Raw genomic sequence first — 25,619 nt, forward strand, 5'->3', positions numbered from 1 at the left:
AGTCAAAATTATCATATCCTTAAAATACACAAAAAAACTACCTTGAAATTTTTAAATAAAATCGTTAACGAACTGTTGTCCCAAAATGCAGATTTGTCGCAGTTCAATATCGTCTTACCCGGAAAAAGACCTATTGTTTTTATTAAACAAATTTTAGAAGATCATCATTATTCTGGCTTTTTACCCAATTTCTTTACAATAGAAGAATTAATTATAGAAATCGTAGATCAACAGCCAATTCAGGGTATTGCATTGTGGCTTTTTTCATTTGAGGTTTACAAAAAATTAAACCTCATTCCTAACGATGATTTTGCTGATTTCCTAAAGTGGTTTCCCACTTTGCAAAAAGATTGGGACGACATGCTTAAGTTTTCTGAGAGTGACGACGCAGTTTTGCAATATATGTTTGACGAAGAAAGGATAAAAGAATGGGCGCAAGATTTGGGAGACCAAACGGATGGTCCGAGAAAAAAATTTTTGAACTTTTGGAGAAATATGACAATATTTCTTCCTGAGCTGAAAAGAAAACTAAAAGATAAAAACTGGGCAACGCCAGGGATGATACATGAAGGTGCCAAAGCCAAAATTGCAGATTATGTAAAAAATAAAGATCAGCATTTTGTATTTTGTGGGTTTAATGCTTTTACGCCTGTAGAAGAATTATTGGTAAGAACAATGCTGCAATGGAACAAGGCTCAATGTTTTTTTCAGGGAGACCGTTATTATTTTGATGACGAAAGGCAAGAAGCGGGCAAGTTTCTAAGAAATCATTTTACATGGAAAGAGTTTACCGATACCCGACATTTTCAATGGATAAAAGACGATTTTTCGAAACCCAAAAACATTAAAGTCTACGAGGTGTCTGGTAATGTAACGCAGACCAAAGTATTGCCAGATATTTTTAAAGATATCAATAATAAAACCTTTACCAATACGGCGGTGGTTTTACTTGATGAAAATCTACTACCTGCAAGTTTAGACGTCATGCATCAAGTAGAAAACCTAAATATTACCATGGGTTTTCCTTTGAAAAACCTATCTTTTTCCAATGCCATCAAGCAACTATTTTACTTGCAAAAGCAACTCGAACAGAACAAATCTACCTATTATTACAAAGATCTATTTCCAATATTGGAAGAGCTTCCGAAGGCGGAAGGCGATCATGATATTATCTCTATTTTTAAAACTAATATAGAAGAAAGAAATATTGTTTACATCTCTAGAAAGTTGGTGAAAGAGCTGTTAGAAGAACTTTCTTACTTTGATCTATTACAAAAAGCAAAATCGGGTCAGCAATTTCTGGATTTACTAATTACGTATTGTCAAAAAATAAAATGGTTAGAGCTAGATGACATTCAGTATGAGAATGTTTCGCATTTTGAAAATTCATTTAAAATCATAAAAAATCAGATTTCTCCTTACGATTTCTTAATTAAAATGGATACATTGGAAGTTCTTATCAACCAACATGTGAATACAGAAAGTATCGATTTTCAGGGAGAACCTCTGAAGGGTTTACAAGTTATGGGATTGTTGGAAACCCGACTTTTAAATTTCGAAAACGTGATTCTACTATCGGTAAATGAAGGTAAATTGCCATTAGGGAACTCGCAAAACACCTATATTCCTTTTGATATTAGAAAGCATTTCGAGATGCATACGTATCTAGAAAACGATAGTATCTATGCGTATCACTTTTACAGATTGATCCAAGATGCAGAAAATGTACATTTGCTTTTCAATGCACTGAGTTCTGGAGTAAATACGGGGGAAAAGAGTAGATTTATTACTCAAATCATGATGGAAAGTAAACATAAAATTGAAAATATTATTGTCGAAAATTCATCAGAACCAATATCCAGTCAGGCAATTGAAATAGAAAAAACGCCAACGGTAATGCAGCAATTGGAACTTTGGAAAGAAAAGGTTTCAGCCTCACACCTTACGAGTTATCTGTATAATCCTATTGATTTTTATTTGTCTAAAATTCTTAAAACTTCAGAATCCGACGAGATTGAAGAAGAGCTATCCATCAGGAATTATGGAAACTTGGTGCATTATACGCTTCAAGAGATCTATGATCTGTTTAAAGGTAAAAAATTAATGGAAGCAGATTTGCAAAATGCCATTAAAAATATTGATTACTACGTAAATTCTGCCATCGAAAAACTAAAGCATCAGCCCGAATTTTATGAACGTGGAATGAATTATATCCATAAATCAATTGCTAGACGCGTGATTGAAGATATCTTGAAACACGATTTAAACCTCATTAAAACAGGAAATACGCTTGAAATTATAGATATCGAAAGAAGATTTGAAAAGATAGATTTGTATTTGGATAATACAAAAACTGACAAGGTTTCGCTTCTTGGTTTTATTGATAGAATTGACAGGCTGAATGGCACCGTAAGAATTATAGACTATAAAACGGCAAAAATAAAGAATTTGATCATAAAAATAAATGAAGAGAATGCTGATGATTACTTCCAAAGTAGCGATAGAAAACAAGCATTACAATTGTGCATTTATGAATATGTGATACAAAAACTACCCGAATTCTCTGGGCAGCCTATTTCTACTGGAATTTGGAGTTTTGCGGATGCTAAAAGTGGCGTAGCTTCTCTATCATTTGCTGAAGGGAACCTAAATGATGCCATGAAATCGGTAAGAAATATTATTTTAGAAATCCTGAATCCCGATATCAGCTTTGTGGAAAATACAAAGTCTTATACTTATTAAGTAATTTTGAGTGAAATATTGCTTGTTATAAACATATTAAAGACCTATTTCTACACATAAAGTAAAACAAAACAAGAGCAGAATTTTCTGCTCTTGTTTTGTATGTGGTATTCGGTAATAGACGGCATTATACATGTCCAGGGGGGGACTTCGGAAGGGGGGTAAGGGTACTTCGGAAGTCCCCACAGCCACTTCGGAAGTCCCCTTTGGGTAGTTCTGAAGCACCTTCATCCCCCTACATTAGTGGGTATACCCACTTCATAAGTCCCTACATCCACTTCGGAAGTCCCCTTCGGGTAGTCCTGAAGTGCCATAACCCCCTTACAGTAGTGGGTGTAACCACTTCAAAAGTCTCTACAACCTTTATTCTAATCCTATGTACCAAAATCAGAAAAGGGTTTACGGCTCATTAAAACAGTTAAAATAATTGGTATCAATTCATTAAGCCAATTAACTTCTAATTGTAGAGCTTTTTCTAAATATTTTGCCTAAAAATTAAAAAGGATGTTGGTCTTTATTGACTGATTATCATTTAAAATATGTAGCAGTAGGTGGGCTTTAAGTTTAATTAAAATGCATTAAACCCAGTAATATCCAATCCTGTAATCAATAAATGGACATCATGTGTCCCTTCATACGTAATAACAGACTCTAGATTGGCTGCGTGTCTCATCATCGGAAATTCCCCCATGATTCCCATTCCGCCTAGTATTTGCCTAGATTCTCTTGCTATTTCTATTGCCATATGTACGTTGTTTCTCTTTGCCATAGAGATTTGCGCTGGCGTTGCAGTGTGGTCATTCTTTAGATTTCCTAGTTGTAGGCAAAGTAATTGCGCTTTGGTAATCTCTGTAAGAAATTCTGCCAATTTCTTTTGCTGTAGCTGAAATGCACCAATAGGCTTACCGAATTGTTTTCTCTCTTTAGAATATTGTACAGCTGTACAATAGCAATCTATAGCTGCACCTATTACACCCCAAGAGATACCGTATCGAGCAGAGTTCAGACAAGATAAAGGTCCTTTTAGTCCGGTAACGCCTGGTAAAAGATTCTCTTTCGGAATTTTCACATCATTAAAGACCAATTCGCCTGTTTTAGAAGCTCTTAAACTCCATTTGTTATGCGTTTCTGGCGTAGTAAAGCCTTCCATACCTCTTTCTACGATTAAGCCTTGTACTTTTCCATCTTCGTTTTTTGCCCAGACGATGGCAATATCACAAAGTGGAGCATTGGTAATCCACATTTTGGCACCATTCAGAAGATAATAATCTCCCATATCTTTGAAGTGAGTCTCCATAGAACTTGGGTCAGAACCATGGTTGGGTTCTGTAAGCCCGAAAGAACCTATCATTTCACCTGCAGCCAATTGTGGCAAATATTTTTTCTTTTGCTCTTCGGACCCAAATTCGTTGATAGGAAACATCACCAATGAGCTTTGCACAGATGCTGCTGATCTTACTGCAGAATCTCCTCTTTCTAGCTCTTGCATAATGATACCGTAAGAAATCTGATCCAAGCCAGAACCACCATATTCTACGGGAATATAAGGCCCTAAAGCTCCTATTTTCCCAAGTTCTTTCATTAGATTCGGCATATCTGTATGGTTTTGTGCCGCTTCATCTATTTTTGGCATTACAAAACTTTCTACCCAATCTCTCACGGATTGACGTATTAGTTTGTGTTCTTCTGTAAGGAAAGCATCTATTCCGTAATAATCTGGTATACTGGTAAGAGGATAATATGACATGTAATTTAATTTTTCTAAAAATAGTACTTTTCAGGTGTTGGAGAAAATTTTTTTGGATATAATGTTATTTCTCTTCGTTTTTGAATTTATAAAGGTAAGGAGCTTTATTGGCTGAGCCATCGTACAGTTTTTCTAATCTTTCTAAACTATCTGAGCTTAGTATCTTTCTTTGGAAATTATTTCTTCTAAATTTTTCTCCCAATATCGTTTCATATACAGATTGTAGATCTTTCATGGTGAACTTTTCTGGCAAAAGATTATTAGCAGCAACCTGAGTATCAATGTTTTTTCTCAGGTATATCAATCCATCTGCGATGATTCTATCGTGGTCGAATGCCATCTTGGGCAGCTTGTTTACTTCAAACCATTCACAAGTTTCATTAAACGCGTCTGGGAAAGTATTTGCCTGTGAAAAATCAATTAGACTACAATATCCCACTGTAATAAATCTCTGAAAAATCCAGTGGTTTTCGTCAATATCTATACCTTTATTATCTAGTAGCTGTCGGTGCACATTATTTACTGTTCTACCAGCTCTACCAAAAGTATGAAACTGCTCTAGAAACAAATCTTTCAGGTGGGTTCTCTCAAATAAAACCCTGCGGGCTGCATCTCTCAAATCTTCATTTTTGAAAACAAAACCGCCAGGTAACGACCACAAATCTAAATCATGGTATTTTAGCAGCAATACTTTAAGAATATTTTGATGAAAGCCAAATATGGTACAATCTACAGAAATATTGGGTATGAAATCATTTTCTTCAATGAGTTGTTGTAAGGTTTCTATGGATTTTAGAGGGTTTGAATTCATGTTTTAAAAATAAAAATTATTTTTTTATTTCTCGCCTATATAATTTAAAAAATAATAAACTTATTATAAGTAGAAGAATTAAAATAAGGATAATGTAGATGGAGTAATAGTGTAAGAGTTGATTTTGGAACAGACTTGCCATAGCAATAGAGCTTATAGAGCTTCCAAAAGAGGAGAATATAATAATAAGAGAGGTGAACGTATTTATTTTTTCAGCAGGTATATGAGAAATCATACTGGCATTCAATACAGGGTATAATGGAGCTAAGAATAGACCAATAAGTGGAAATAGATAGGTTAATGTGATAAAATCTTTTCCAAATACTGATTGTCGACTAAAAATCAAAATCAAAATCCCTATGCAAATCAGAATGCAGCTCGTAAAATAAGTGGAAAGCGAGAATCTTCCTGATATTTTGGAGGCTATTACTCTCCCCAAATAAGAACATAGTGCCAACATGGAAGTTGCTTGTATGGCAAAAAAAGAATCTACATTAAGGTGTTTTTTGTAAAACGATGGCAACCAAGAATTAAATGTTTGTTCTATAAAGACGATAAAAAAAACAATGCCGAAAAATAGCAAGATAGAAATTTGTTTAAAAGAGTAAAAATCGCTTACAATACTTGTTTTAGAATCTAAGGCAGTATCTTTAATCTTTTGGTTAGATAAAAGGGCTATCGTAACTATGCAGACCAATGAGATTAGCATAAAACCAAATTTCCAATAGGCAGAATATTCACTAGAAATCAACCACCCGAATACGACATTTACCAAGAAGATACCAATCATAAATGAGGCTTCCACGGTATTCATCGTTTTGGAAAGGGTAGATTCTTCGGAGTAATTGTTTCTAATAATACTATAAACGCAGATTTTCGTTACGGAAAAACAAACTCCGATAATGGCAAACCAAAGCTTGTAAAACCAAAATACCTCAACAAGGGGCATGATAAAAGTGCAAACTGCCACCACAGTAAGGGAAGTAATAATGGCACTTTTTGAACCTATTTTATTAATAAAATTTACGGCAAATAGAGATATAAAGGCTATTGGAAGATCTTTGAAAGCTTCTAGAAATCCAAGCTTATTATATTCTACTTCATTAGTAGATAATTGCAAAATAATAATACCCATACAATTGAGCACCATTGAAAAAATAAGGAAGGTGAGTTTTAGCGAAAGGGTTAGATGACGTGAATTATTGTTCATATTAAGTAGTCAGAAAAGTATAGTTTTTTAAATTTTTAACATGGTAGGCATAGTTGAAGTGCCCAAAAATAGTGGAAATATTAAAAAAAACATTAAAAATTTGATAATTAAACAAAAAATAATATACTTTTATTGTCTCAAAATGAGATTTAAAAAACTATTAGTATATGAATATAAAACTGACTAAAAGTATGGGTGTAGTGGCAGTAATGTATTTTACAGCCAACTTTAGTGCACAAAGCAAAGTGAATGATACCATTCCTAAGGAGCAAAAAATTGAGGAAGTAGTAATGATTGGCTACGGTACTCAGAAAAAAAGTAATATAACAGGTGCAATATCGAGTATAAAGGCTTCAGATTTAGAAAATATGCCTTCTGGAAAACCAGAGCAAGCTTTACAAGGGAGAGCAGCCGGGGTGAATGTAATTACTAATTCTGGTCAGCCCGGTTCTTCGGCAACTATCCGTGTAAGAGGAATTACGAGCTACTCCTCCAACAATGATCCTCTTTGGGTGGTAGACGGTATCGTGGTAGACGGAATTGGATGGCTAAACCAAAGTGATATTGAAAGCATGGAGATCCTAAAAGATGGGGCTTCTTCTGCTATCTACGGAGTATCTGCTGCAAGAGGAGTTATCCTTGTAACGACTAAGAAAGGAAAAAAAGGCAAACTAAATCTTAGCTATAACGGTTTTTATGGAATAAGTAATGCTGCCAGAAAATTGGATTTGCTAGATGCAAGACAGTATGCTTCCATCATTAACGAAGGTTTCTCCAATGATGGTGCTGCTATTCGTTTTCAAAATCCAGAATTGTTTGGTAAGGGTACAGATTGGCAAGATGAAGTTTTTGGTACTGGAGAAAGACAAAGTCATGACATCAGCATACAAGCAGGAAGTGATAAATCTACCTTCTTTGGATCATTTGGATACTACGGACAATCTGGAATTGTAATGTCTGATATATCAAACTACAAAAGACAGACTGCAAGATTAAACTCTACTCACAAAGTCACAGATTGGTTGACTCTAGGGCAAACCTTAGCATACACCCATCAAAGTGATCAAGGCATTAATGCCAACAACGAGTTTGGAGGCCCCCTCAGTTCGGCAGTGAACCTAGATCCCATTACCCAAGCAGTGGTTACAGATATGTCTACCATAAATCCTACCAACTATAGCAATCCTTACATAGTGAGAGACGCCAATGGTAATCCATACGGTATATCACCATACGTTAATCAGGAGATGTCTAACCCTAATGCCTTTAGATATACGCAGTTGGGAAACAAAAATTGGTCTGATAATATCATAGGAAACGTGTTTGCAGAAGTCAAATTTCTTAAAAATCTTACTTTTAAATCTTCCCTAAATGGAAAAAAAGCCTATTGGGGATCCCAAAGTTATACACCTTTATTTTATCTGAGTCCTACCTCAAGCAATACCATCCAAAATAGCTTAAGCCGTGCAACGCAAAATAAATTTGAGTGGAGTATGGAAAATACATTGAACTACCAAGATAAATTTGGCGAACATAGTTTGAATGTATTAGTAGGAACAGGTTATTATGATTATAATATTGGGAATGGGCAGTCGGTAACGCACACAAATTTACCTATCGTGAGCTATCTAGATGCTTCATTCAATTTCGAATTGCCAACAGAAAATCGTACATCAAGTGCATGGGATAATGTTGAATGGAATAAAGCCTCCTATTTTGCTAGAGCAATCTATGATTATAAAAATAAGTACCTATTCACCGGTACACTACGTTATGATGGTTCGTCGTTATTTGGACCCAATCATCACTGGGGATTATTCCCTTCATTCTCTTTGGGTTGGAATGTAAATAATGAAAGTTTCTGGCCAGAAAATAACGTGATCAATACGCTAAAGATTCGTGGTGGATATGGAACATTGGGTAATGACGGAATTGGTACTTATAAGTTTGCTAGTTTTTATGTTTCGGGTGCCAATTACACCAATGGGAATAATACGGTGAATATCGGCTATCTCCCAAATACCTTAGCCAACCCGGATTTGAAATGGGAGACTACTAACCAAACCAATATTGCCGCAGACTTTAAATTTTTTAATGCGATCAATTTTACGGTTGATTTTTATAAAAAAACAACACATGACATCCTAAGACCTATCCAGATTCCTGGATATGTAGGTGTTACCAATGCACCTGTGGCTAATGTAGGCGATATGGAAAACAAAGGAGTAGAGCTAGAATTGGGTTACAAAAAAAATTGGAACGATTTTTCTCTTTCAATTAATACCAATTTTGCTTATAATGAAAATAAAGTACTATCTCTGGAAAGCGGTAGAGAGTATTTAGATGGAGATTCTTTCCAATCTATGGGTGTTATACAAAGAACCACTATAGGTAATCCTTACAAATCCTTCTACGGATTTCAAACTTTAGGCGTATTCCAAAATCAAGCGCAGATCAATAGCCACGTTAATGCAAACGGGCAGCTCCTACAATCTGATGCCAAACCGGGAGATTTTATCTGGGCTGACATCAATGGTGATGGAGATATTACTGACCTAGATAAGGTAAACCTGGGAAGTTCTATCCCGAAATATAACTTTGGAGCTACAGTAAATCTTAACTATAAAAACTGGGATCTAATGGTTTTTGGACAAGGTGCAGCAGGTCATAAGATTTTTCAAGGTCTAAGAAGACTAGATATATTAGATGCGAATTATCAGACTAAAATACTAGACCGATGGACAGGAGAAGGATCTACTAATGAAAACCCAAGAATTACTCGCGATGATCCCAACAAAAACTATTCTAGGCTTTCCAACTGGTACTTACAAAAAGGAGATTATTTCAGAATAAAACTTGTACAAGTAGGATATACGCTTCCATCTGAAACTACACAGTCTTTTGGTGTTAATAAATTACGATTCTACATAACTGCAGAAAACCTATTTACCTTCACAAAATATACAGGATATGATCCTGAAATTGCTGGTGGTGATTCTTTTGGAATTGATAGAGCTTACTATCCTCAAGCTAAAACTTTCTTACTGGGTGCCAACATAACTTTCTAATACAATAATAATGAAAAATAAAATTTTAAAAATATCAATTGCTGCCACATTCTTAGTGGGGATGAGCACGATGTCTGTTTCATGTAACGATGCAACATTAGAAGAGAAGGAATATATTGGTGCATTCGAAGGTGAGAATTTTTTTAGAAATGAACAAGAATGTTTTTTTGCTCTCACAGGAGTATATGATCCAATGAGGAAATATGCAGGTGGTTTTGAAAATTTAGTCACTTTCTATAATGCGGCGTCAGATGACTTCTATGCTGGTGGCGGAAGTGCAACAGATGCAGTAGGAATACAAGGAGCATCAAATTTCCAAATAAATCCTACAACCATGCCTGCTAGTTATTGGCAAGATTATTATCAAGGCATTGCCAGAGCCAATACGCTTATTTTAAGAGCTCCACAAGCTGATATGGATAATAATATCAAAAATAGATTTATTTCTGAGGCTAAAGTTTTAAGAGGATTATATTACTTCGATTTAGTACGAGTATTCGGCAATATCCCTTTGATCACCTTACCATTCACAGCAGCTGACGACTTTTATAATGTACCACAAGTAGACAAAACTACAGTGTATGCTCAGATTGAAAATGATTTGAAAGAGGCAATTCCATATCTTCCAATGACGGTGAGTGGTGCAGATAGAGGAAGAATGACACAAGGTACTGCCAAAGCACTTTTGGGTAAGGTATATCTTTATCAGCACAAAAATGCAGACGCTGCGGCACAATTTGCTGACGTTAACGGTACTCCTGGAGGAACTAGCATGTACGGATATAAACTTGTTACTAACTTTGGAGATTTGTTCAATTCTTCACCGACTACAATGCCTGATGATATTTATAAATTTAGTTCAGAATCTATCATTGAAGTGATGCATACTAATAAAGCAAATTCAGATTGGGGAATATGGGGGCAAGGTAAGGATGAAGGAAATTCAATTTGTATTATGACTGCTCCTAGATCCTACACTCGTAAAAACCCAGCTGCTCCTGATATTTTCTCTGGATGGGCATTTAATCCAATTTCAGAAGATTTATTCAATTTTATGAGTAATGATCCTCGTGTTGATGCAACTGTACTAAACCTTAAAAGTCTAAAGCAACAGAATTATGCTGACTATTCGCCAGCTTATAAAGATACTGGATATTTCTTGAACAAATTTATGCCTACAAAGGACATGGTTACAAACTTGCCTGGCTCACAAGAACTTAATTTTAGACAAAATTATATATTATTAAGACTTGCAGATACATATCTTATGGAAGCTGAAGCTCTGAATGGATCTGGTAGTAGGGCACAAGCACTATTAGATGCTGTAAGATCTAGAGTAGGGTTACCATCTATTCCGGTAAGTATGCAAGCTATAAAAGATGAACGAAGAAGAGAACTTGCAGGAGAAGGACACCGTTTTTTTGATCTTGTGAGATGGGGAGATGCACCAACAAAATTAGCTTTCAAAGGTTTTGTTTCAGGTAAAAATGAAATTATGCCTATTCCTTATACAGAAATATCAGGCACTATACTTAAACAAAATCCAGGGTATTAATATTAAAAACTAAAAAATATAAAATGATTTTAAAAAATATCGTAAAATTAACAATGTCCGTTGCGTTGTTTACTACAGCCAGTTGTGTACCCGAGACAGTAGATGGCGATGGGCGCGGGATTGATGATAAAAATATTGATCCCTCATTCACAGTAACAAAGACTGCTGAAAATAAGTATTCTTTAAAAAGAAATCTTAATAATTATATCGCCTCAAAATGGAATATCGATGAAGATGGTTATTATGTAGGTAAGGCTGAGGAAAATTTGTTTCTTCCCGATGCAGGAACATTTGTTGTAGAACATCAGGCTATCGGTATGGGAGGAGAATCCAAAATTGCTACTCAAACTCTTGTGGTTCCTACTTCTGATCCTAATGCCGGGAATATGGTGAAAGGAGGTAGATTAGATACTCCTGAAGAAGTTGCAAAATGGACAATCCATAAGATAAGTCCTTCTGGTGCTCAATGGGTTTTCGCAAATAAAAAAGCGACCTTAGTAGCACAAGATGGAAACCAGCAAGGTTTTTATCAAGCCATAGATGTCGTAGCTGGACAAAAATACAGTATAGACTTAGTAGCGTCTTCAGAAACTCCTTTAGTAAATACATGGTTTGAGGTATATGTACTAGATCATGCTCCGGTAGATGGGCAAGACGTGAATGGGCAGGTTTACAGAAATATTAATACTTGGGCAGGTTGCGGGTTAGCAAAGTTCTCTGGTAAGGTATCTACCATAGGATGTGATGATGCTAAAAATTCAGGAAAATATACAGCAACAAAAACTGGTACCGTGTATTTGGAAGTAAAATGTGGTGGTAGTAAGATTAATGCTCTCAGTGTTGATAAAATAGAATTCCGTAAAACAACGTAAATCAAAATAAGATGAAAATTACTAATCAATATACATATTTTTCTAGAGCTGCTGCAATATGCAGTGTAGCACTCTTACCATTTTTAGGATGCAGCAGTGCTTCCACGGATATCACAAATTCGGATACTCCCGGTACTGCAAATGGTAATCCTATTGAAGTTTGGTTAACAAAAGCTGACCAATCGGTAAAACTAGAAAAACAACCTACTGCCTATTTTACGAATGTTACAAGTGGCAGCACTAACATTTTAATAGACCCATCTAAGGTATTTCAAACGATTGATGGTTTTGGATATACACTTACAGGTGGCAGCGTAGAAGTTATTAATCAGCTCTCAGCTGCTAAAAAACAAGAACTATTAAATGATTTATTTAGTTCTAATGGTATTGGAGTGAGTTATATAAGAATCAGTGTTGGAGCATCGGATCTCAACAGCGAAGTTTTCTCTTACAATGATATCCCAGCAGGGCAGACTGATCTTACGTTGAGCCAATTTTCTATGGCTAAAGATCAACCTGTAATACAAATGCTAAAGGAAATTTTGCTTATCAATCCAAACATCAAAATTATGGCATCACCATGGTCACCACCAGTTTGGATGAAGGATAACCAGAGTACCAAAGGAGGTAGTTTGAAGCCAGAATATTATGATGTTTATTCTAAATATCTAATTAAATTTATTCAGACCATGCATCAAAATGGGATCAAAATTGACGCCATTACGCCACAGAACGAACCCCTGAATCCAGATAATAATCCAAGTCTATACATGAGTGCGCAACAACAGACAAATTTTATTAAAAATAATCTAGGTCCAAATTTCCAAGCTGCGGGCATTACAACTAAAATTATTGGGTACGATCACAATTGTGATGATCCTACATACCCACTAACTATCCTTAATGATCCTTCTGCCAATCAGTATGTAGATGGTTCAGCTTTTCATCTTTACAATGGTGATATATCAGCCCTAAGTACTGTACATGATCTTTTCCCTAACAAAAATGTATATTTTACAGAACAATGGACAAGCTCTACTGGAACATTTGCTGTAGATTTCAGCTGGCACATAAAGAATATTATTATTGGCTCTATGAGAAATTGGAGTAAAACTGCCTTGGAATGGAATGTTGCAAATAACGCAAATTTTCAACCCTATACTCCAGGAGGATGCTACCAATGTAAAGGTGCCATCACAGTAAACAACTCGAATAATTATGAAAAGAATGTAGCCTACTACATTATTGCGCAGGCATCCAAATTTGTACCGGCAAATTCACAAAGAATTGCTTCTACACAGCAAGATAATCTTTCTACTGTAGCTTTTAAAACACCAGTGGGCAAGTATGTTCTGATTGTACAAAATGAAAACCCTATAGAAAAATCTTTTAATATAAAAATAGAAAACAAAGTAGCTCCTGTATCATTAGCCGCAAACTCAGTAGCTACATATACATTCTAAAAAAGAAATATAAATAAGAGCTTATGCTCAAAAAAGTAAATTTTAATTATGAAAAAACTCATTGTAAGTTGTTTGATAGCCGGAGTATTTACTAATGTTTATTCTCAAAACTACTGGAAGAATAATAACAATAGAAAGGCGAAAATTGTTCTTACCAACTCTAAAACCCAAGAAAAAATGGTGAATAAAGGTTCTGTAGAATTTGTAAAATTTGGACAGCCAAAAGAGACTGATGCGTGTATTTTTGTAGATCCGGATTTTAAATATCAAAAACTGATTGGTATTGGAGGTGCTATTACCGATGCTTCTGCAGAAACATTCTACAAATTACCTAAAAACAAACAAAAAGAAATCTTAGAGGCGTACTATGGAAAAGATGGAATTGGCTATACGGTGGTAAGAACTAATATGAATTCATGTGACTTTTCTTCAGATTCTTACACTTATGTAAAAGATAATGATTCCTCATTGAAGTCTTTCGATATTTCTCATGACGAAAAATACAAGATTCCAATGATAAAAGAGGCGAAGAAAATAATTGGTAAAGATTTTACCTTTTATTTTTCGCCATGGAGCCCACCAGCATGGATGAAATCTAATAATAGTATGCTTAAAGGGGGGAGATTAGAGAATAAGTATTATCAGACTTGGGCAGATTATTATATAAAATTTATTAATGAATACGAAAAAAGAGGAATTAATATTTGGGGACTAACTATACAAAATGAGCCGATGGCAGTTCAAACTTGGGAATCTTGTATTTATTCTGCCGAGGAAGAAGGCGATTTTCTTAAGAATAATCTTGGACCAACACTTTGGAAAAATGGCTTCAAAGATAAAAAAGTGATAATTTGGGATCACAATAGAGATCTTATTTACCAAAGAGCAACCACTACATTGGCAGATCCAGAAACTGCGAAATATGCTCATGGTATTGGGTACCATTGGTATGAAACATGGAATAATAAAACGCAGCTTTTCGATAATCTTACAGAGACACAGCGCGCATTTCCAGACAAATTTTTGGCATTTACCGAAGGTTGTAAGGAGCAATTTGATCTTACTAAAATTTATGATGTGAGTTTGGGTGAATTGTACGGAAGAAATATTATTAATGATTTCAATAAAGGAACAGCATTATGGACAGATTGGAATATTTTGTTGGACGAAACTGGAGGTCCAAACCATGTAGGTAATTTTTGTTTTGCTCCAATTATTGCAGATACAAGAACCGGTGAAGTTCATTATACTTACGAATATTATTATGTAGGGCACCTTTCCAAGTATATCAAACCTAATGCACAGAGAATTGGGAGTTCTTCTAATAGAGCCGCACTGATCTCTACAACATTCATGAACACCAATGGACAATTGGTAACTGTAATTATGAATGAATCTGAAGATGATATCGAAACCAACTTGTGGATAGAAGGCATGGCAGCAAAAATTTATGCTCCAGCACATTCTATTCAGACAGTTATATTATAGTGCTGGCCTATTATTTTTAATAATATTTTGCGGTAGATTTCGGTACCTTAGGTACCGAAATTTTTGTTTTTGTAGTGTCAGATTAGATATCTAAAGTCAAAGTGAATACTAATCATATTAACTATAATGAGTTCTTTAAAATTGGTCTAATAATCAAAAAAACAGAGCCCTTATAATAAAGGCTCCGTCTTATTGAATAATATATATCTGACTAAACAAATTCTAATTGGTCTTCTTGTTGATTTCTGCTTTCACATCTTCAGCAGCATCCTTTGTTTTTTCCCACGCTTCATTTGCGCTATCCTTGATGTCATCCCATGTATCAGCTGCAGATTCTTTCATTCTGTCCAACCAATCTTGCTGGTTTGCTTCTTGGTTGTTATCTTTTTTTTCTTTTATAAAATCTCTTGCTTTATCTGCAAGATTGTTGATTCCGCCTTTAGCATTGTCTGCTGCGTTCTTCAATGTGTTTTCAGTTTTGTCAACTGCATTTTCTGCTTTGTTGTAATCTTGATTTTCCATAATATATTTTTAAATATTTGTATTTAATATTCAGCAATAATTATTCCTAAAAAGCACAATAGGTGTTAAAATTATCACAAATATTATGATAAAATTTAAATGATATTGATAACTTTAAATAAAAATATGAATTCCAAAGAAATTATACGTTGCAGTTGGTGTGAAAAAGATGATTTGTATAGAAACTATCATGATCTAGAGTGGGGGAAACCCGTATATGATGATGAAACATTGTTTGAATTTCTTATTTTAGAGACTTTTCAAGCAGGATTAAGTTGGTATACAATTCTCAGCAAAAGAAATACCTTCAGAGAAGCTTTTGATCATTTTGAATTTCGTAAAATTGCTTTGTATGAGGAAGAAAAAGTAGAGGAGTTATTGCTAAATCGTGGTATCATTAGAAATAGGCTGAAAATTTTATCAACAATTACCAATGCACAGAATTTCATTAAAATTCAAAATGAATTCGGGAGTTTTTCCAAGTATATTTGGGACTTTGTAGACGGTAATCCAATAGATAATTGTCCATCATCCATTAAGGAAATTCCTGCAACATCAGCTCTTTCAGATGAAATTTCTAAAGAACTTAAAAAAAGAGGTTTTAAATTCGTGGGTTCTACAGTAATATATGCCTATTTACAAGCCATAGGCATTATTAATGATCATATTGCTAGTTGCAGCTTTAGAACATAAAAAAGGTTGAATTTTCGTACGAAAATTCAACCTTTTACAGAAAGTATAATGATTAATTTTTACTTGATAATTCTATCTAAAACCCATTCTATAAGGTTTTTCTCAGATGCATGATGATCGGCAGAAAATTCTCCGCGTCTTCTATTGGCAATCACATTGTTTACGGTAATAGCCTTATGTCCTAGCATTTTGGATAACGCATAGATTGCAGAAGTTTCCATCTCAAAATTGGTTACTCCCAAATCATTCAACGTTTCCAAGAATTGATCATCTAACGCCTTTAGACGCAATTGTCTTCCCTGTGGTGCATAGAAACCTGGGAATGTAGCTGTATTTCCGTGGTATTTTGCATCTTTATACAATTCGCCCAAATCTTCAGCCCAATCTGCAAAATAAAGCATTGGTTTTATTTTAGCATACGGAAATTTCTCTAAAAAGTTTTTTGAAAACTCATTTTCGAATTCATAATCTTGGTAAAAATGCATCAAACCATCTAGCCCAACTACATTTTGAGTAACCAGCATATTATCTACCTGTACTTCTGGGTTTACACTTCCGCAGGTTCCCATTCTAAATAATTCTAACGCTTTATGCTCTGTCTTAAATTCTTTGTTTTGCAAATCGATATTAACCAATGCATCCAACTCATTCATTACGATATCAATATTTTCTGTACCAATACCTGTAGACATTACAGAAATTCTTTCTCCACGCAACATCCCTGTATGGGTATAGAATTCTCTCTTATTTTTCCTAACTTCGATAGTATCAAAATATTTAGAAACTTTTGGTACTCTATCTGGGTCACCTACCAAAATCACTTTGTCAGCAATATCTTCAGGCAATAAGTTTAAGTGATATACACTTCCATCTTCATTCAGAACCAACTCTGATGCGGCAAGTTTATTTAGCATAAAATGTTTGTATTAAATTTTCGATCTCAGAAAATAAAAGATCAATTTGTTTCTTAGGAAAGTAAAAATACTAAAAATGTGTGGATAGGAATCTTAATGTAAATATAATTCTGTGTTAAATTATATTAAAATTGTTGAAAATATCAATAATTGCTCCCCATGAACTCCTTTACTGTCTAACTTATCCACCCACTCTTTTTGTTTTATAGCCTAAATCTTTCAAAATCACCATAATTTTATCTCTATTATCGCCTTGTATAATGATGGTTCCATCCTTTTCTGATCCACCAATTCCTAAAGTTGTTTTTATTTTTTTAGAAATCTTTTTCAGGTCTTCATCAGAACCTTCCCAACCTTCCACAATAGTTACTGGCTTACCATGTCTGCCTTTTTTTTCAAATTTGCAGACAAGGGGTTCTTTTTGTTTAAATTCTTCTTGAGGCATCTCAAATTCCTGTTCTTCATGCTCAGGAAATAGTCCTTTTAATTGATCTCTTAAGTCCATAAAGCAAAATTATAAATAAAAATGAAATCGAGAACATGTTTTCTACGCAATACATTAGTTTTTTGAACTAAATACTTTCGAATGCATTATCATTAAAGTGAAAAATATAAAAAATTCAGGCTTCTCTTTCAATCAAAAAAAGTAAATTTGTTATTATTAAATCTTACACTAAAATGTCAAAAAAAGCAATATTAGCCATCCTTGACGGTTGGGGTCTTGGGAGTAATCCTGAGGTTTCTGCCTTAGCTCAAGCCCACACACCATTCATCGATAATTGTCTAGCTAATTTTCCTAATACCACACTAGAGGCAAGCGGCTTAGCTGTAGGTTTACCTTTAGGACAGATGGGAAATTCTGAGGTAGGACACATGAACCTTGGTGCTGGTAGAGTAGTTTATCAAAATTTGGTAAAACTCAATATGGCTGTGGAAAATGGATCATTGGGACAAGAACTCGCCATCCAAGAAGCATTTGCTTATGCCAAAAGAGAAAGTAAAAATGTTCACTTCATAGGTCTAGTTTCTAATGGAGGCGTGCATTCACATATCAATCATCTGCAAGGTTTACTGACTGCCGCAAAGGAATATGGTTTGAACGAAAATGTATATGTTCATGCTTTTACTGATGGTAGAGATTGTGATCCTTTGTCTGGTCTAGGTTTTATAGAAGAATTACAAAATTACATGAGCGTCACTACGGGTCAATTAGCCTCTGTTATTGGTAGATATTATGCAATGGATAGAGATAAGCGTTGGGAACGTGTAAAATTGGCTTATGACGCAATGACTTCTGGGATAGGATTTCAAACCTATAATGCTTTAGAAGCCATAAAGAATTCATATGATCAGAATATCACCGACGAATTCATTAAACCTATTATTATGATGAAGGAATCGCAAAATGGAGCTATAGTTCCTGTTGCCAAAATCGTTGATAATGACGTTGTGATTTGCTTTAATTTCCGTACGGATAGAGGGAGAGAAATCACTGAAGTCTTATGCCAGCACGATATGCCAGATTATTTTATGAGAAAGTTACCGTTGTACTATGTGACGCTTACTAATTATGATAAAACATATGAAAATGTACATGTCGTTTTTGATGAAGCTGTCCTTAGGGAAACGATGGGAGAAATACTAGAACGCAACGGAAAATCTCAGATAAGAATTGCTGAAACAGAGAAATATCCACATGTTACTTTCTTCTTTTCTGGAGGTAGAGAAGAGCAGTTCGAGGGAGAAAAAAGACTATTATGTCCAAGTCCCAAAGACGTACCTACGTATGACTTAAAGCCAGAAATGTCTGCATACGAAATTACAAATACTATTATACCAGAAATTCAAAATCAAACTGCAGATTTTATATGTTTAAATTTTGCAAATACTGATATGGTAGGCCATACAGGAGTATTCGAGGCAGCTGTGAAAGCGGCAGAGACGGTAGATCAATGCATAGAAAAAGTGGCGACAGCTGCTTACGAGAATGGATATGCAGTTTTTATACTTGCAGACCATGGTAATTCTGATGTTATGATAAATTCTGATGGAACTCCCAATACACAACATTCAACCAATTTGGTTCCATTTATTGTAATGGACAAAGACCATACATGGAAATTACAACCAGGGAAACTAGGTGATGTAGCTCCTACAATACTGAGTGTAATGGGGGTAGAGATTCCGGCGGTAATGACAGGGGAAATCTTAGCGATTTAAAAATGAAGAATTATTGATATTATAAAATAAAGTACTATATCCTTTATTATTTCGCAATCTTTATTTAATTATTAGTAAAAATTATTTACAACTGTTCGTTAATTATGACATTTGTCATAATTAATAATCAATCTAGATTACATGGACTTAGTTATAAATAAAATCATATATTTGTAAATTAATTGAAGTAAAATGTATCAGAAGCTTGTAAGAAAAGAAGTAATGGGGATTCTCGAGAAAGAGGTAGGTTCTTTTCTAGAAAAATTTTTAACCCCAATAGAAAAAATTTGGCAACCGTCAGATTATCTTCCAGATCCGTCAAGTGCTGAATTTAAATATGAATTAGAAGAAATTCAAACTTTTGCGCAAGAGATGCCCTACGATTTATTTGTAACATTGATTGGTGACTGTATCACTGAAGAGGCTTTACCTTCTTACGAATCTTGGCTATTAGGTATTGATGGTATCAACCAGGAAGAAAAAGTAGGATGGGCAAGTTGGATAAGAGCTTGGACAGGTGAAGAAAACAGACATGGTGACTTGCTCAACAAATATCTATATCTATGTGGAAGAGTGAATATGAGAGAGGTTGAAATTACAACTCAATATTTAATAAGTGATGGTTTCGATTTGGGTACAAGTATGGATCCATATAGAAACTTCATCTACACAAGTTTCCAAGAAACGGCTACTAATATTTCTCATAGAAGAGTAGGAACTTTAGCTAAACAATCTGGTAACGGAAAATTGGCAAAAATGTGTGGTGTAATTGCAGCAGATGAAGCAAGACATGCAAAAGCTTACAAGCATTTCGTATCCAAAATTATAGAGCTAGACCCATCAGAAATGATCATTGCATTTGAAGATATGATGCGCAAAAAAATAGTGATGCCTGCTCACCTTATGAGACAATCTGGGCAGAAAGCTGGTGAACTATGGGGGCACTTCTCGGATGCAGCACAAAGATGCATGGTGTATACTGGAAACGACTATATCAATATCCTAAAGGATCTTTTAGATGAGTGGAAAATTGAGCACGTTACAGGCTTAAACGAGCAAGCTGAAAAAGCTCAGGAATATCTAATGAAATTGCCTGCTAGATTGCAGAAAATTACGGATAGAATTTCTACTCCAGATCAAGAATTTAAATTCAGTTGGGTTAAAAGTTAAAATTTAACTAAACTTTAAAGCAATATTAAGTTACTAAGAGTGTCGGATGTTTTTCCGACACTTTTTTATTTGTTATCTTTGCATAGAAAAAAAACAGAATGCTTCAAAATAAAAAAATCGCCGTAGATTTTGACGGTACCATCGTAGATGACGCTTATCCGGAAGTAGGAAAAGCTAAAATTTTTGCGTTTGATACGCTAAAGAAATTACAAGCTCAAGGATATAGATTGATCCTTTGGACGTATAGACATGGTAAAACATTAGATGATGCAGTAGAATTTTGTAGAAAAAATGGTATCGAATTTTATGCTGTTAATTCTAGTTTTGAAGGAGAAGTTTTTGATGGAAATACACAATCTAGAAAGCTAGATGCCGATCTTTTTATCGACGATAGAAACTTAGGTGGCTTCCCAGGATGGGGCGAAATTTATAATATCATCAACGAGAGAATAGAATTTCGCGTCGAAGGTAAAGAGGTTTTGGCATATTCTAAACTGAAAAAAGAAAAGAAAAAAGGATTATTCTGGTAAAAGAATACTTCTGACAGTCTAGCAAAGTAGCAATTTATTTATAAATCTTACTCTGCTAGATTTTTAATTGTTACATTATATTACATGATTCAACTAAAAACGATAGACGAACTTCGTCTAATGAAAGAGAGCGCACAACTCGTGTCTAGAACACTAGGGATGTTGGCAAAAGAAATCAAACCAGGTATTACTACTTTATATTTAGATAAACTCGCTCATGACTTCATCAAAGATCATGGTGCAGAGCCTGCATTTTTGGGCTATGGAGGTTTTCCAAACTCTCTCTGTATATCACCTAATGATCAAGTAGTACACGGGTTTCCAAATAATGATATTGTAAAAGAAGGAGATGTACTTTCTGTAGATTGTGGTGCTATCCTGAATGGATATGTAGGAGATCATGCCTACACCTTCGAGATTGGAGAAGTGAAACCTGAGGTTAAAAAAATGCTTCAGACTACCAAAGAATCTCTTTATAAAGGAATTGCACAATGTGTACGTGGTAAGAGAATTGGAGATATCTCTCATGCAATACAAGCACATTGCGAAAAAGAAGGCTATGGTGTTGTAAGAGAGTTGGTAGGACATGGTTTGGGTAAGAAAATGCATGAAGATCCTCAAGTACCTAACTATGGTAGACAAGGTAGCGGAAAAACGATAAAAGATGGTTTGGCTATTGCGATAGAACCTATGGTGAACTTGGGTACAGAGAAAGTGAAATTTCACGCAGATGGTTGGACAGTGACTACATTAGACAATCTTCCTTCTGCTCACTTCGAACATGATGTTGCAGTAATTAATGGGAAACCTGTATTGCTTTCTACTTTCCAATATATCTATGATGCATTAGGAATTGTAAGTGATGAAGAAAAGCAATTTCAATTAGATTTTTAATATAAAAACATCCAATTGATCAAATTTTTATTAAACAAACTTCCCCGTCCTTTTCTTATTAAAATGAGTATCTGGGCACGTCCACTTATTTACCAGTTTTTTAAGGGAGATAATTTCTATGATCCTATTGATGGCAAATCATACAGGAAATTTCTCCCGTACGGATATGGTAAACAAAGACAGAATGCGCTTTCTCCTGGTACTCTAAGCTTAGAAAGACACCGCCAAATGTGGCTTTACCTTCAAAATGAAACCGAGTTTTTCATAAAGAAATATAAAGTTTTGCATATTGCTCCCGAGCAAGAATTTCTTAGAAAATTCAAGCAGATGAGCAATTTAGATTATATCTCTGCTGATTTGTATTCCCCTATTGTGGATGTAAAAGCAGATATTCTAGACTTACCATTCGCTACTGAAAGTTTTGATATTATTTTCTGTAACCATGTATTGGAGCATATTGAAGATGATGCAAAGGCAATGAGTGAGCTTTATAGAGTTCTGAAACCTGGTGGTTGGGGTATCCTTCAGGTACCCATGAGAAGCACATTGGAGAAAACGTATGAGGATTTTACCATAAAAGATCCAGAGGAACGTCAGAAGCATTTTGGGCAATACGACCATGTACGTTGGTATGGAATGGATTATTTTGATAGATTAAGAAAAGCTGGATTCGAAACAGAACCTAATTTTTATTCCAAGCAATTTACGCCAGAAGACATCAAAAGATTTGGTCTATTGGCCAACGAAATCTTACCAATTGTATATAAAAAATAAAACAAAATCGAGCTTAACGCAGTTAAGCTCGATTCTTATCTTAGGCTCTTAATTCTAAATTAGAAAAATCCTTTGTCCCTCTTTGGTTTGAAAATATTTAGATTAAAAATTTTAGTGAGATACCGCTTTTAAACCAATCACAGAACCAATAAGTGTACAGATAAAGAAAATTCTCCAAAAACTTGCCGGATCCTTAAATATAAAAATTCCTACAAGTGCGGTCCCTACTGCACCGATTCCTGTCCATACGGCATAGGCTGTACCGATAGGTAGTGTTTCTGTAGCTTTAATGAGCAAAAGCATACTGATTGTTAGGCAAAGCAGGAAACCAGCAAACCACGCATACATTATATTCCCAGACGTTTCCTTCACTTTTCCTAGACAGGAGGCAAATCCCACTTCAAACAAACCTGCAATAATCAATATAATCCAATTCATAACTGATAATTTTAAGTTGCAAATATGAGCAATAGGATTGACATTGGTTTTTACAAATGTTAAAAAATACTGACAAAGACTTGATTATTTTATTTCAGCACGTATTCTGCTAAGGCTCACTTGGGTGATCCCGAGATATGATGCAATGTGACCCAGTTGTACTCTTTGGAGTAGATAGGGTTTTTCTTTTAAGAGATCCTTATAGCGTTCCGTTGCTGTTTTATACTGTCGGGAAATAATCAGCTCTTCGGTTTTTATCAATTCGCGTTCGGCAAATTTTCTACCCCAATTGGCAATAGAGAGTTCAGTTTCAAAGAGGTTGTTCAACGTAGATATTTCCAAACAATAGAGTTGGCTATCCTCTAGTAGCTCTATACTTTCATACCCCGGTTTGTTCTCTACATAGCTTTTCATAGAAACTACAGGTTCACCTTCAGTTCCAAACCAAAAAGTAATATCGTTATACTCCGAACTTGCATACGCTCTTACAATTCCTTTTTTAATAAAATAAATAAAAGGAACTACCTTATCCGCTTGCATTAGAATATGACCCTTTGGAAATGATAGCTCTGTGATAGAATTTTTTAATTTTTCTTTAGATTCTTCGGGCAGCGGGTGGATGGCAGCAAGGATTTCGTCGATATTCATGGGAAAGTAAAGAAATAGAATTTATTTTCATTCAAAAATAGACATTTTTTGTCATCTAATTTTGTTAATATTCTAAAGACCGATTTTGTTTTAGTAACTTTGCAGATCGTAATATAAGCGACTTAATTTTTTTATATGCATAAAGCAGGATTTGTAAATATCGTTGGTAAACCAAACGCTGGAAAATCTACCCTTCTGAATGAATTGATGGGAGAGAAATTGGCCATCGTGACTCAAAAAGCACAAACAACTAGACATAGAATTTTCGGAATTTATAATGAAGAAGACTTACAAATTGTATTTTCTGACACTCCAGGAGTGCTAGATCCTAAGTACGGTTTGCAAGAAAAAATGATGGATTTTGTAAAAGACTCTTTACAAGATGCAGATGTTTTCTTATTCATTGTGGATGCTACAGATAAATCTGAGCCTTCAGAATTTTTGATTGATAAACTAAACAAAATACCAGTTCCGGTATTATTGTTACTGAATAAAGTAGACCAAACCAACCAAGAAGGCTTAGAAAAATTGGTAGAAGAATGGCACGAGAGAATCCCAAAAGCTGAGATTCTTCCTATTTCTGCCCTGAATGCATTCAATACCGATATTATATTGCCAAAATTAAAATCGATGTTACCAGAAAGCCCTGCGTACTACGATAAGGAAATGTATACGGATAAGCCTGAGCGTTTCTTCGTGAACGAGGCAATACGTGAGAAAATACTTTTGAACTATGAGAAAGAAATTCCATATTCTGTGGAAGTTGTGACAGAGATGTTCAAGGAGAAAGAGGGGATTATTTTTATCGATTCTATTATCTACGTAGAAAGAGATACCCAGAAGGGAATTATCATTGGGCACAAAGGAGAGGCGATTAAAAAAGTAGGAACTCAGGCAAGGATAGATTTAGAGAAATTTTTTAGCAAAAAAATTCACCTTAATCTTTTTGTAAAAGTGAAAAAAGATTGGAGAAAGAACGATAGAGATCTAAAGAATTTCGGGTATAGATAGACTAAAAAGTCAATATACATCGCTGTATTAAAAGATTTTCATTATCTTTAAATAAAATTTTTAATCAATGAACTATATTAGCTCAAAGACCCATCTCGTAATCCATGATATCGTATTATTAGTGGTAAGGTTGTTTGTGGGTTTTGCCATGTTGTCTCATGGTTTTCCAAAACTACAGCTACTTTTGGAGGGTGGAGATCCCAAGTTTTTCAATTTTTTGGGTATGGGGCCACATATCTCTCTATTACTTGTGGTTTTTGCAGAATTTGTATGTTCTATTCTGCTTATTCTAGGCTTCTTCACTAGGATTATAGTGGGAATCTTAATGTTTACCATGGCAATGGCAGCATTTGTGATCCATGCAGGAGATCCATTTGATAAGCGAGAACTTAGTTTATTATACCTTGCCATCTATGCGATTTTATTAACATTCGGGGCGGGTAGATTTTCTATAGATGGAATGATAGAAAAGAGAAGGAGAGCTACCGAGTGGTAAACCCAATTTTGTACAACATATAAAAGCAGTAATTTTCATTACTGCTTTTTTTGGCTTTTATATTGGCTAAAAAAAATGATCCCTATATATTTAGGAATCATAATCATTTGTGGTTTTCACGGGCATTAGTTGGGCAAATATACTATTAAATTTAAGTAAACATTTACGGGAAACCATACTATGATTGGATTTGTTCTAAAATAATTATGAATCACCGATACGGCTTTTCACAGTAGGATAAAATATTAAATATTTTTCCAGTTTCTCTCTATTTAAACTAAAACCTTTGAGCATACCATTGATAAAGGGTTCATGAGTTTTATTAAAATCCGGATATGCCCTACAGAGATTCT

Annotated in this window: 22 protein-coding genes; 14 read left to right on the top strand and 8 right to left on the bottom strand. The window is 34.8% G+C overall.

Translation table 11 applies throughout. The annotated features are described in order from the left end of the window. The first annotated feature begins 42 nt into the window (after positions 1–42). Positions 43–2,742: a PD-(D/E)XK nuclease family protein gene (locus ACKI42_RS03780; protein ID WP_407402603.1), complete on the top strand. Its 2,700-nt coding sequence runs from the start codon at positions 43–45 to the stop codon at positions 2,740–2,742. Positions 2,743–3,310: 568 nt separating this feature from the next. Here ACKI42_RS03780 and ACKI42_RS03785 read toward each other — a convergent pair. From ACKI42_RS03785 to ACKI42_RS03795, 3 genes are all read right to left on the bottom strand, one after another. After that, on the bottom strand, positions 3,311–4,489 hold the full coding sequence (locus ACKI42_RS03785; protein WP_407402605.1) for an acyl-CoA dehydrogenase family protein: 1,179 nt from the start codon (positions 4,487–4,489) through the stop codon (positions 3,311–3,313). A gap of 64 nt (positions 4,490–4,553) precedes the next feature. Next, positions 4,554–5,300 (bottom strand): NUDIX hydrolase, encoded by a 747-nt coding sequence (locus ACKI42_RS03790; RefSeq protein ID WP_407402607.1) that lies wholly within the window; start codon positions 5,298–5,300, stop codon positions 4,554–4,556. A 16-nt stretch (positions 5,301–5,316) separates the two neighbouring features. Next, a complete protein-coding gene (locus ACKI42_RS03795; RefSeq protein ID WP_407402609.1) occupies positions 5,317–6,510 on the bottom strand; it encodes an MFS transporter in 1,194 nt (397 codons plus the stop codon). Positions 6,511–6,677: 167 nt separating this feature from the next. On the opposite strand from ACKI42_RS03795, the gene ACKI42_RS03800 reads away from it, so the two are divergent. The 5 genes from ACKI42_RS03800 to ACKI42_RS03820 are packed head-to-tail and all read left to right on the top strand — an operon-like array spanning position 6,678 to position 14,956. Continuing rightward, positions 6,678–9,578: a SusC/RagA family TonB-linked outer membrane protein gene (locus ACKI42_RS03800; protein ID WP_407402611.1), complete on the top strand. Its 2,901-nt coding sequence runs from the start codon at positions 6,678–6,680 to the stop codon at positions 9,576–9,578. A 10-nt stretch (positions 9,579–9,588) separates the two neighbouring features. Further along, a complete protein-coding gene (locus tag ACKI42_RS03805) occupies positions 9,589–11,133 on the top strand; it encodes a RagB/SusD family nutrient uptake outer membrane protein (protein ID WP_407402613.1) in 1,545 nt (514 codons plus the stop codon). 23 nt (positions 11,134–11,156) lie between these two features. Beyond that, on the top strand, positions 11,157–12,005 hold the full coding sequence (locus tag ACKI42_RS03810; RefSeq protein ID WP_407402615.1) for a hypothetical protein: 849 nt from the start codon (positions 11,157–11,159) through the stop codon (positions 12,003–12,005). Positions 12,006–12,016: 11 nt separating this feature from the next. Continuing rightward, positions 12,017–13,468 (top strand): glycoside hydrolase family 30 protein, encoded by a 1,452-nt coding sequence (locus tag ACKI42_RS03815; protein WP_407402617.1) that lies wholly within the window; start codon positions 12,017–12,019, stop codon positions 13,466–13,468. Positions 13,469–13,516: 48 nt separating this feature from the next. Then, on the top strand, positions 13,517–14,956 hold the full coding sequence (locus tag ACKI42_RS03820) for a glycoside hydrolase family 30 protein (RefSeq protein WP_407402619.1): 1,440 nt from the start codon (positions 13,517–13,519) through the stop codon (positions 14,954–14,956). A gap of 222 nt (positions 14,957–15,178) precedes the next feature. Here the strand turns inward: ACKI42_RS03820 and ACKI42_RS03825 are convergent, their stop codons facing one another. Continuing rightward, the gene (locus ACKI42_RS03825) at positions 15,179–15,478 is read right to left on the bottom strand and encodes a hypothetical protein (RefSeq protein WP_407402621.1); all 300 of its coding nucleotides are present in this window, start codon (positions 15,476–15,478) and stop codon (positions 15,179–15,181) included. 126 nt (positions 15,479–15,604) lie between these two features. Here ACKI42_RS03825 and ACKI42_RS03830 point away from each other — a divergent pair, with 126 nt between their 5' ends. Beyond that, on the top strand, positions 15,605–16,171 hold the full coding sequence (locus ACKI42_RS03830) for a DNA-3-methyladenine glycosylase I (RefSeq protein ID WP_407402623.1): 567 nt from the start codon (positions 15,605–15,607) through the stop codon (positions 16,169–16,171). Positions 16,172–16,230: 59 nt separating this feature from the next. Here ACKI42_RS03830 and ACKI42_RS03835 read toward each other — a convergent pair whose 3' ends face one another. Further along, positions 16,231–17,085: a nucleoside phosphorylase gene (locus ACKI42_RS03835; RefSeq protein ID WP_407402625.1), complete on the bottom strand. Its 855-nt coding sequence runs from the start codon at positions 17,083–17,085 to the stop codon at positions 16,231–16,233. Between the two features lie 181 nt (positions 17,086–17,266). Continuing rightward, positions 17,267–17,590, bottom strand: coding sequence for a translation initiation factor (locus tag ACKI42_RS03840; RefSeq protein WP_407402627.1), 324 nt, complete (start codon positions 17,588–17,590; stop codon positions 17,267–17,269). Positions 17,591–17,763: 173 nt separating this feature from the next. On the opposite strand from ACKI42_RS03840, the gene gpmI reads away from it, so the two are divergent. From gpmI to ACKI42_RS03865, 5 genes are all read left to right on the top strand, one after another. Beyond that, positions 17,764–19,305, top strand: coding sequence for a 2,3-bisphosphoglycerate-independent phosphoglycerate mutase (gene gpmI, locus ACKI42_RS03845; RefSeq protein ID WP_407402629.1), 1,542 nt, complete (start codon positions 17,764–17,766; stop codon positions 19,303–19,305). A gap of 192 nt (positions 19,306–19,497) precedes the next feature. Continuing rightward, the gene (locus ACKI42_RS03850; protein ID WP_407402631.1) at positions 19,498–20,475 is read left to right on the top strand and encodes an acyl-ACP desaturase; all 978 of its coding nucleotides are present in this window, start codon (positions 19,498–19,500) and stop codon (positions 20,473–20,475) included. 98 nt (positions 20,476–20,573) lie between these two features. Then, positions 20,574–21,005, top strand: a complete 432-nt coding sequence (locus tag ACKI42_RS03855) for a BT0820 family HAD-type phosphatase (RefSeq protein ID WP_407402633.1) — start codon at positions 20,574–20,576, stop codon at positions 21,003–21,005. 84 nt (positions 21,006–21,089) lie between these two features. Next, complete coding sequence (map, locus tag ACKI42_RS03860) at positions 21,090–21,899, top strand: type I methionyl aminopeptidase (RefSeq protein ID WP_407402635.1); 810 nt, start codon at positions 21,090–21,092, stop codon at positions 21,897–21,899. 63 nt (positions 21,900–21,962) lie between these two features. Beyond that, positions 21,963–22,673 (top strand): class I SAM-dependent methyltransferase, encoded by a 711-nt coding sequence (locus ACKI42_RS03865; protein ID WP_407402637.1) that lies wholly within the window; start codon positions 21,963–21,965, stop codon positions 22,671–22,673. Between the two features lie 111 nt (positions 22,674–22,784). Here ACKI42_RS03865 and ACKI42_RS03870 read toward each other — a convergent pair whose 3' ends face one another. After that, positions 22,785–23,111: a DMT family transporter gene (locus ACKI42_RS03870; protein ID WP_407402639.1), complete on the bottom strand. Its 327-nt coding sequence runs from the start codon at positions 23,109–23,111 to the stop codon at positions 22,785–22,787. An 84-nt stretch (positions 23,112–23,195) separates the two neighbouring features. After that, entirely contained in the window at positions 23,196–23,759 is a 564-nt protein-coding gene (locus ACKI42_RS03875; RefSeq protein WP_407402641.1) for a Crp/Fnr family transcriptional regulator, read from the bottom strand. Positions 23,760–23,894: 135 nt separating this feature from the next. Here ACKI42_RS03875 and era point away from each other — a divergent pair, with 135 nt between their 5' ends. Together era and ACKI42_RS03885 are read left to right on the top strand one after the other, a co-directional pair. Beyond that, positions 23,895–24,770 carry a GTPase Era gene (gene era / locus ACKI42_RS03880; RefSeq protein ID WP_407402643.1) on the top strand — a complete coding sequence of 292 codons (876 nt, stop codon included), beginning with the start codon at positions 23,895–23,897 and terminating at the stop codon, positions 24,768–24,770. 67 nt (positions 24,771–24,837) lie between these two features. Beyond that, complete coding sequence (locus tag ACKI42_RS03885; protein WP_407402645.1) at positions 24,838–25,266, top strand: DoxX family protein; 429 nt, start codon at positions 24,838–24,840, stop codon at positions 25,264–25,266. The last annotated feature ends 353 nt before the right edge of the window (positions 25,267–25,619 follow it).

Origin of the sequence: Chryseobacterium sp. (assembly GCF_045629545.1) — a bacterium.
GTDB lineage: Bacteria > Bacteroidota > Bacteroidia > Flavobacteriales > Weeksellaceae > Chryseobacterium.

Bases quoted from the DNA above. Each gene is read 5' to 3' on its own strand.
- ACKI42_RS03785 (WP_407402605.1), bottom strand. From the start codon at position 4,489: ATGTCATATTATCCTCTTACCAGTATACCAGATTATTACGGAATAGAT.
- ACKI42_RS03790 (WP_407402607.1), bottom strand. From the start codon at position 5,300: ATGAATTCAAACCCTCTAAAATCCATAGAAACCTTACAACAACTCATT.
- ACKI42_RS03795 (WP_407402609.1), bottom strand. From the start codon at position 6,510: ATGAACAATAATTCACGTCATCTAACCCTTTCGCTAAAACTCACCTTC.
- ACKI42_RS03800 (WP_407402611.1), top strand. From the start codon at position 6,678: ATGAATATAAAACTGACTAAAAGTATGGGTGTAGTGGCAGTAATGTAT.
- ACKI42_RS03805 (WP_407402613.1), top strand. From the start codon at position 9,589: ATGAAAAATAAAATTTTAAAAATATCAATTGCTGCCACATTCTTAGTG.
- ACKI42_RS03810 (WP_407402615.1), top strand. From the start codon at position 11,157: ATGATTTTAAAAAATATCGTAAAATTAACAATGTCCGTTGCGTTGTTT.
- ACKI42_RS03815 (WP_407402617.1), top strand. From the start codon at position 12,017: ATGAAAATTACTAATCAATATACATATTTTTCTAGAGCTGCTGCAATA.
- ACKI42_RS03820 (WP_407402619.1), top strand. From the start codon at position 13,517: ATGAAAAAACTCATTGTAAGTTGTTTGATAGCCGGAGTATTTACTAAT.
- ACKI42_RS03825 (WP_407402621.1), bottom strand. From the start codon at position 15,478: ATGGAAAATCAAGATTACAACAAAGCAGAAAATGCAGTTGACAAAACT.
- ACKI42_RS03830 (WP_407402623.1), top strand. From the start codon at position 15,605: ATGAATTCCAAAGAAATTATACGTTGCAGTTGGTGTGAAAAAGATGAT.
- ACKI42_RS03835 (WP_407402625.1), bottom strand. From the start codon at position 17,085: ATGCTAAATAAACTTGCCGCATCAGAGTTGGTTCTGAATGAAGATGGA.
- ACKI42_RS03840 (WP_407402627.1), bottom strand. From the start codon at position 17,590: ATGGACTTAAGAGATCAATTAAAAGGACTATTTCCTGAGCATGAAGAA.
- gpmI (WP_407402629.1), top strand. From the start codon at position 17,764: ATGTCAAAAAAAGCAATATTAGCCATCCTTGACGGTTGGGGTCTTGGG.
- ACKI42_RS03850 (WP_407402631.1), top strand. From the start codon at position 19,498: ATGTATCAGAAGCTTGTAAGAAAAGAAGTAATGGGGATTCTCGAGAAA.
- ACKI42_RS03855 (WP_407402633.1), top strand. From the start codon at position 20,574: ATGCTTCAAAATAAAAAAATCGCCGTAGATTTTGACGGTACCATCGTA.
- map (WP_407402635.1), top strand. From the start codon at position 21,090: ATGATTCAACTAAAAACGATAGACGAACTTCGTCTAATGAAAGAGAGC.
- ACKI42_RS03865 (WP_407402637.1), top strand. From the start codon at position 21,963: ATGAGTATCTGGGCACGTCCACTTATTTACCAGTTTTTTAAGGGAGAT.
- ACKI42_RS03870 (WP_407402639.1), bottom strand. From the start codon at position 23,111: ATGAATTGGATTATATTGATTATTGCAGGTTTGTTTGAAGTGGGATTT.
- ACKI42_RS03875 (WP_407402641.1), bottom strand. From the start codon at position 23,759: ATGAATATCGACGAAATCCTTGCTGCCATCCACCCGCTGCCCGAAGAA.
- era (WP_407402643.1), top strand. From the start codon at position 23,895: ATGCATAAAGCAGGATTTGTAAATATCGTTGGTAAACCAAACGCTGGA.
- ACKI42_RS03885 (WP_407402645.1), top strand. From the start codon at position 24,838: ATGAACTATATTAGCTCAAAGACCCATCTCGTAATCCATGATATCGTA.